The sequence below is a fragment of the Roseovarius aestuariivivens genome, from assembly GCF_004761875.1.
Classification (GTDB): Bacteria; Pseudomonadota; Alphaproteobacteria; order Rhodobacterales; family Rhodobacteraceae; genus Roseovarius; species Roseovarius aestuariivivens.
In genome coordinates this window covers 1-1,315 of record NZ_SJEY01000034.1, presented here as the reverse complement: position 1 = coordinate 1,315, position 1,315 = coordinate 1, and the positions used below count along the sequence as shown (strand labels likewise).

The window sequence follows — 1,315 nt, the reverse complement described above, 5'->3', positions numbered from 1 at the left end:
TGAACCGCGCCGGTTTTGCCGGAGGCTGGTTGATGTAAGTTACGCGGCCATTGTCTGAGTTTCCAGAGCCGAGTGGTAGTTTGCTTCGGCCTCTGCTGGCGGGATGTTTCCGATGGGTTCCAGCAGGCGTCGGTTGTTGAACCAGTCGATCCATTCGAGGGCGGCGTATTCCACGGCGTCGAAGCTGCGCCATGGGCCAAGGCGGTGGATGACCTCGGCCTTGAAGAGACCGTTGATCGTTTCGGCCAAAGCATTGTCATACGAGTCGCCGACACTGCCGACCGAAGGCTCGATACCCGCATCAGCCAGGCGTTCGGTGTATTTGATCGACAGGTATTGTGATCCGCGGTCGCTATGATGGACCAAGCCTGTTCCCGGCTGTCGCTGGTGAACGGCCTGTTCCAAGGCGTCCAGCACGAAACCAGCGTTGGCGGTGCGGCTCACTCGCCAGCCGACGATGCGTCGGGCAAAGGCGTCGATCACGAATGCCACGTAGACGAACCCCTGCCAGGTGGTGACATAGGTGAAATCGCTGACCCAGAGCATGTCCGGCGCAGGCACCTGGAACTGGCGGTTCACTTTGTCCAGCGGGCATGGCTGTGACTTGTCAGATATTGTCGTCCTGGCTTTCTTGCCGCGAATGACACCTTCCAAGCCCATATCGTTCATCAGTCGCGCCACCGTGCATCTGGCCACATCGAAGCCCTCCCGCCGCATCTGGTGCCAGACCTTGCGAACGCCGTAGACCTTGTAGTTCTGCTCCCAGACACGTTCGATCTCGGGCCGCAAAGCCTTGTCCCGCTTGGCCCTGTCAGACAGCAGCTCGGGGTTCGACCGCTTTGCCAGGTGAGCGTAGAACGTCGACGGGGCAATCGGCAGGTGCCTGCAGATCGGCTCGACCCCGATGGCGTCACGATGTTCTTCGATGAAGGCGATCATGTCCTGGACCGGCGGTCGAGCTCCGCCTGAGCAAAATACGCCGAAGCCTTCCGCAGGATCTCGTTGGCTTGCTTCAGTTCGCGGTTCTCGCGTTCCAAGGCCTTCAACTTATCGGCCATCTCGGTCGTGATACCGGCGCGGTCTCCGCGATCGACCTCGGCCTTCTTGACCCACTCGTTCAGCGTCTGGGGGGCGCAACCGATCTTCGAGGAAATCGACAGGATCGCCGACCAGCGGCTCTCATGCTGCCCTGCGTTGCCCAGAACCATGCGAACCGCTCGTTCGCGCACTTCAGGGGAATACTTGTTCGTTGTCTTGCTCATGATGCTCCATCCTACTCAGGAGTTGGAGCCTCCGGCAAACCCGGCGCGGTTCA

At 60.3% G+C, this 1,315-nt stretch carries 1 protein-coding gene and 1 other annotated feature; the gene reads right to left on the bottom strand.

The annotated features are described in order from the left end of the window. Positions 1–39: 39 nt before the first annotated feature. A protein-coding gene (locus EZV60_RS18925; protein WP_135507636.1) for an IS3 family transposase occupies positions 40–1,262 on the bottom strand; the annotation gives its coding sequence in 2 pieces (ribosomal slippage) (positions 40–974 and positions 974–1,262; 1,224 coding nt in all). Then, positions 865–981 (bottom strand) — a sequence feature (AL1L pseudoknot). (Overlaps the previous gene by 117 nt.) Positions 1,263–1,315: the final 53 nt, after the last annotated feature.